Source organism: Arthrobacter sp. 35/47, from assembly GCF_000520475.1.
GTDB lineage: Bacteria > Actinomycetota > Actinomycetes > Actinomycetales > Micrococcaceae > Arthrobacter_D > Arthrobacter_D subterraneus.
In genome coordinates, this window is sequence record NZ_KI914581.1 from 145,984 (window position 1) to 151,055 (window position 5,072).

Below are 5,072 nucleotides of genomic sequence, written 5' to 3' on the forward strand. Positions count from 1 at the left end.
CGACGACGACGACGGCGCGTCCCGCCGCCATGGCCTCGACAGCCGCCTCCACCGGGTCCAGCCGGATGTCCAGCGCTATACCGCCCTGTTCCCCGGCCGCCTGGGCGTTACCATCAAGGCTCATGCGCCCGCTCCCTGCTGTGCGCGCCCGTGTCCGGCGAACGAGAGGAGCCGCTCAGCGTACTTGGCCAGGACGTCCATCTCGAGATTCACCGGATCCCCGATGCTCTTTGCTCCGAGGCCCGTTTCCGACAGGGTGGTCGGAATGAGCCCGACCTCGAACCAGGGCTCGGACGCACCCGGCTGGCTGACGGCGGTCACGGTGAGTGAGACGCCGTCCACGGCGACGGAGCCCTTCTCCGCGGCATACCGGTCCAGCGGTACGGGGACGCTGAACCGGAGGCGCTCCCAGGAGCCGAGGTCCTCGCGCTCAAGGAGCGTTCCGACCCCGTCCACGTGGCCCTGCACAACGTGGCCGTCGAGCCGGCCCGCGGCCGGGACGCAGCGTTCAAGGTTCACTGATCCGCCCTCTTCCAACCGCCCGATCGTTGTACGGACGAGGGTCTCCCCCATCACATCAACACTGATGCTGGTGCCGTGGATGGTGGTGGCAGTCAGGCACACGCCGTCCACGGCAATGGACCCGCCGGGCTCCAGTCCGGATCCGGTGGCTCCGGCGTCGAACACCAGCACCGCGCTGTCACCGTCAGCGGAGCGCTGCAGGGACGTCACGGTACCCCGTCCGGCAACTATTCCTGTAAACACTCAATGGCCTTTCTCGACGTGCGCCGGGGCCGGCGCAATGGGCTTGAAATGGAGACGGACGTCGTCTCCGAGCTGGGTGACGGCCGCCGCGCCATCCGGATCGAGGCGCCACACGTGAGCGTCGGCGAGTGTGGCCACGCCGAGTCGCTGGAACGCGGGCACACCGGTGCCGAGAAGCATCGGCGCAACGTAGGCGAAAAGCTCATCGGCAAGATCCGCCATGAGGAAGACGCCCACCAGCTGCGGTCCGCCCTCGATCAGGACATGCCGGACTCCCCTGCGGTACAGGTCATCGAGGGCGGCAACGGGATCGTGGGTCGACAGGTGCACAAACCGGTCGCCGCGCATGGCGGCATCGGCCGGCACATCGCGGAGCCCGACGGCGACGCGCAGCGGTTGGCGGGCGGCGTCGGCACCGTCAAGAGCCCGGGCGGTGAGGCGCGGATTGTCGGCCAGCACCGTGCCGGTACCCACCAGGACGGCATCGACCCGGGCGCGGATCGAGTGTCCGTCCGCGCGGGCGTGCGGGCCGGTGATCCATTGGCTGGAACCGTCAGCCGCGGCGGACTGCGCGTCCAGGCTCTGGGCGACCTTGACGGTGACGAAGGGACGCCGGGCACGGACGGCGGCAAGCCAGCGGCGGTTCAGTTCAGTGGCGGCATCGGCCAGGAGGCCGCCTGCGACGTCGATACCCTGACCGGCCAGCCGCGCGGCGCCTCCGGCTGCTTCGGGGTTGGGGTCAGCTGCCGCATAGACAACGCGGGAGATTCCAGCCGCCAGGAGCGCTTCGGTGCAGGGTGCGGTACGCCCGGTGTGGTTGCAGGGCTCAAGGGTGACCACCATCGTGCAGCCGGCCGGGTCGATGCCCTGTTGGACCGCGTTTTTCAGGGCGGCCACTTCTGCGTGATCCGTCCCGGCACCCAGGTGCGCACCGGAGGCGACCATGGCGCCGTCGTCGTCGAGAATCACGGCGCCCACCAGCGGATTGGCGCCGCGCACACCCTGCCCGGCAAGGAGCAGCGCGTGCTCCATCGCCATCATTTCCTGCGCGGTCAAGGGCTGGCTGGCGCCGGTCATGGCAGCCTCCACCCGGAAGCTCCGGCAGAAAATCCCATGTCGTATCCCTCACCTGGCTCTAGGGCTCCGGGGGATCGACAGGAAGGGCCGGCACTGCCAAGGGCGCGCAGGACGCCGACGACAGGGCACAGCCAAAGCTGCACGCGCTTCTCCCATCCAGACTTTAACTGTCGGTACCGGAATTTCACCGGTTCAACCGCTTGCTGCCGCAGGGGCAGCGCGCGGGTCGCGGACTATAACCGCCGGTTCGGAATTACACCGACCCCGGAGCACGTTGTACGACGCTTATTCTTCCACAACTTTTCTGCGCACCCGAAAGCGTCCGTAACACGGGGCGCCCACCGTTGAGTACTCGGATAGCGCGGGAACCGCACCTGCATTTCCCTCTCCGGGCACCCGACCGACGGTGGCTAGACCCTGGCTTCCGCCTTCGGCTCGGCCCTGGCAGCGGCCCTGGTCTCGGGCTTTGCATCGACGCCGGCTTCCTTGCGCTGCTGCGGCGTAATCGGAGCCGGAGCCGCGGTGAGCGGATCGTAACCACCGCCGGACTTGGGGAAGGCGATGACGTCGCGAATGGAATCGCTGCCCGCGAGGAGTGCGACCACGCGGTCCCAGCCGAAGGCGATTCCGCCGTGGGGAGGTGCGCCGTACTTGAAGCCCTCCAGCAGGAAGCCGAATTTCTCCTGCGCGTCCTCGGGGCTGATCCCCATGACCGCGAAGACCCGCTCCTGCACGTCACGGCGGTGGATACGGATCGAGCCGCCACCGATCTCGTTGCCGTTGCAGACGATGTCATAGGCGTAGGCCAGCGCGCTGCCCGGATCCGTGTCGAAGGAGTCAAGGAACTCCGGCTTCGGGGAGGTGAAGGCGTGGTGCACGGCCGTCCAGGCGCCGGTTCCCACGGCAACGTCGCCTGCCGCGACAGCGACCGACGCAGGCTCGAACATGGGTGCGTCCACAACCCACACGAAGGCCCACGCCTCCGGATCGATGAGCCCGGTCCGGTGACCGATTTCCACCCGGGCGGCACCCAGCAGCGCACGGGATGGAGACTTCTCGCCCGCAGCGAAGAAAATGCAGTCGCCCGGCTTCGCGCCTACGGCAGCGGCCAGACCGTCCCGTTCGGAGTCCGTCAGGTTCTTGGCCACCGGACCGCGCAGGCTGCCGTCGTCGTCGATGAGGACGTACGCCAGGCCCTTCGCGCCGCGCTGCTTGGCCCATTCCTGCCAGGCGTCAAGCTGACGGCGCGGCTGGGAGGCTCCGCCGGGCATGACTACCGCGCCCACGTACGGCGCCTTGAAGACACCGAAGCCGGTGTCCCTGAAGTATTCGGTCAGTTCGGTGAGCTCGAGGCCGAAGCGCAAGTCCGGCTTGTCCGAACCGTAGCGGGCCATGGCGTCGGCATAGGTCATCCGCTGGATAGGCGTAGGGATCTCGACGTCGATCAGCTTCCACAGTGCCTTCACCAGCGCCTCGCCGAGCGCGATGATGTCGTCCTGCTCAACGAAGCTGGCCTCGATGTCCAACTGCGTGAACTCGGGCTGGCGGTCTGCCCGGAAGTCCTCGTCGCGGTAGCAGCGCGCGATCTGGTAGTACTTTTCGAACCCGCCCACCTGCAGCAGCTGCTTGAAGAGCTGCGGGGACTGCGGTAGGGCATACCAGGAGCCGGGCGCCAGCCGGGCCGGGACTAGGAAGTCGCGGGCGCCCTCAGGGGTGGAGCGGGTGAGCGTAGGGGTTTCGATCTCGACGAACCCGTCTCCGTGCAGCAGCTCACGGGCCACGCGGTTCGCTTCGGAGCGCAGGCGGAGGTTTGCGTTCGGGGCGGGACGGCGGAGGTCGAGGTAGCGGTGCTTCAGGCGTGCTTCCTCCCCGACCTCTACGTGCTCATCGATCTGGAAGGGCAGCGGATCGGAGGTGTTGAGGATGGTCACCTGCTCGGCGATGACCTCGATTTCACCGGAGGCAAGTGCGGGGTTCTCATTGCCCTCGGGCCGCTTTTCGACGGTGCCGGTAATCTGCAGCACGAACTCGTTGCGCAGGGAAGCGAACACGTCCTCTTCCCGGACCACCACCTGGGCCACGCCCGAGGCGTCACGCAGGTCCAGGAAGGCCACGCCACCGTGATCACGACGGCGGGCCACCCATCCGGCAAGAGTAACGGTTTGTCCGATGTGCCCGGTCCGCAGGGAACCAAGGTCATGTGTGCGCAGCACAGCATTCCTTCCGGTGTGGTTAGGATCAGTGGATTAGATCGCTGAATTGAATCGCTAGGTTCGAGTTTACCGCCGGATGAGTTGCACTCCCGGCCACACCATTCACGGGACGGGGACCCGCGCATGCCGCAGGCGCTGAACAGACAACTGGGCGGGTTCGACGCCACAACGGTCGGCATCGGTTCGATGATCGGGGCCGGTGTCTTTGTGGTCTTCTCCCCTGCGGCTGCCGCGGCCGGATCCCTCCTGCCCCTCGCCGTCGCCCTTGCCGCGGCGGTTGCCTACGCCAACGCCGCCGCATCCGCCCAGCTGGCGGCAGTGCACCCGGTCAGCGGCGGTGCCTATACCTACGGCAGGCGCCAGCTCGGTGAATGGCCCGGTTTCCTCGCCGGCTGGAGTTTCATCACCGGCAAGGCCGCATCGTGCGCGGCGATGGCGCTCACTTTCGGGCTCTACGCTGCCCCCGGCTTCGAGAAAGCTGCGGGAGTCGCAGCGGTGGTGGCGCTCACCGTGGTGAACCTGCTGGGAATCACGCGTACCGCCATGATGACGCGGATCATCGTTTCGCTGGTGGTGCCGGTGCTCGCGTTTGTCATCGTGGTCGCCTTCGCGCAATCCACAGACGACGGCGGTGCCTCCCCTGCCGGTCCCACCGGCGTCCTGCAGGCCGCGGGGCTGATGTTCTTCGCTTTCGCCGGGTATGCGCGCATTGCCACGATGGGCGAGGAGGTGCGCGAGCCCGCGCGCAACATCCCGCGCGCCGTCTTCGGCGCTTTGGGGTTCACGCTCGCGCTGTACACGCTGCTCGCAGTCGGTCTGCTTCGGGCGGTGGGCCCGGAGAAGCTCGCGGACTCGTCGGCTCCCCTGACCGAGGTGTTCCTGAGCGACGACTCGATCCCACTCCTTGCCGTTTCGATTGCCGCTGCCCTGGCGAGTCTCGGCGCGTTACTCGCCCTGATCAGCGGGATCGCCCGCACCACGCTCGCAATGGCGCGCGAAGGCGACCTGCCGCGGGTG

4 protein-coding genes and 1 riboswitch are annotated in these 5,072 nt (G+C 67.8%); of the genes, 1 reads left to right on the top strand and 3 read right to left on the bottom strand.

All coding sequences use genetic code 11. From position 1 onward, the window contains the following. Window positions 1-120: 120 nt before the first annotated feature. From X803_RS0101080 to aspS, 3 genes are all read right to left on the bottom strand, one after another. Window positions 121-765 (bottom strand): riboflavin synthase, encoded by a 645-nt coding sequence (locus X803_RS0101080; protein ID WP_026543684.1) that lies wholly within the window; start codon window positions 763-765, stop codon window positions 121-123. Beyond that, window positions 766-1,842, bottom strand: a complete 1,077-nt coding sequence (gene ribD, locus X803_RS16965; protein WP_035777380.1) for a bifunctional diaminohydroxyphosphoribosylaminopyrimidine deaminase/5-amino-6-(5-phosphoribosylamino)uracil reductase RibD — start codon at window positions 1,840-1,842, stop codon at window positions 766-768. A 140-nt stretch (window positions 1,843-1,982) separates the two neighbouring features. Beyond that, window positions 1,983-2,118: riboswitch (FMN riboswitch) on the bottom strand. 134 nt (window positions 2,119-2,252) lie between these two features. Then, entirely contained in the window at window positions 2,253-4,055 is a 1,803-nt protein-coding gene (aspS, locus tag X803_RS0101090; protein ID WP_026543685.1) for an aspartate--tRNA ligase, read from the bottom strand. Window positions 4,056-4,178: 123 nt separating this feature from the next. On the opposite strand from aspS, the gene X803_RS16970 reads away from it, so the two are divergent. Beyond that, on the top strand, window positions 4,179-5,072 hold an 894-nt coding region (locus tag X803_RS16970; protein ID WP_035777443.1), incomplete at its 3' end, for an APC family permease.

Bases quoted from the DNA above. Each gene is read 5' to 3' on its own strand.
- ribD (WP_035777380.1), bottom strand. From the start codon at position 1,842: ATGACCGGCGCCAGCCAGCCCTTGACCGCGCAGGAAATGATGGCGATG.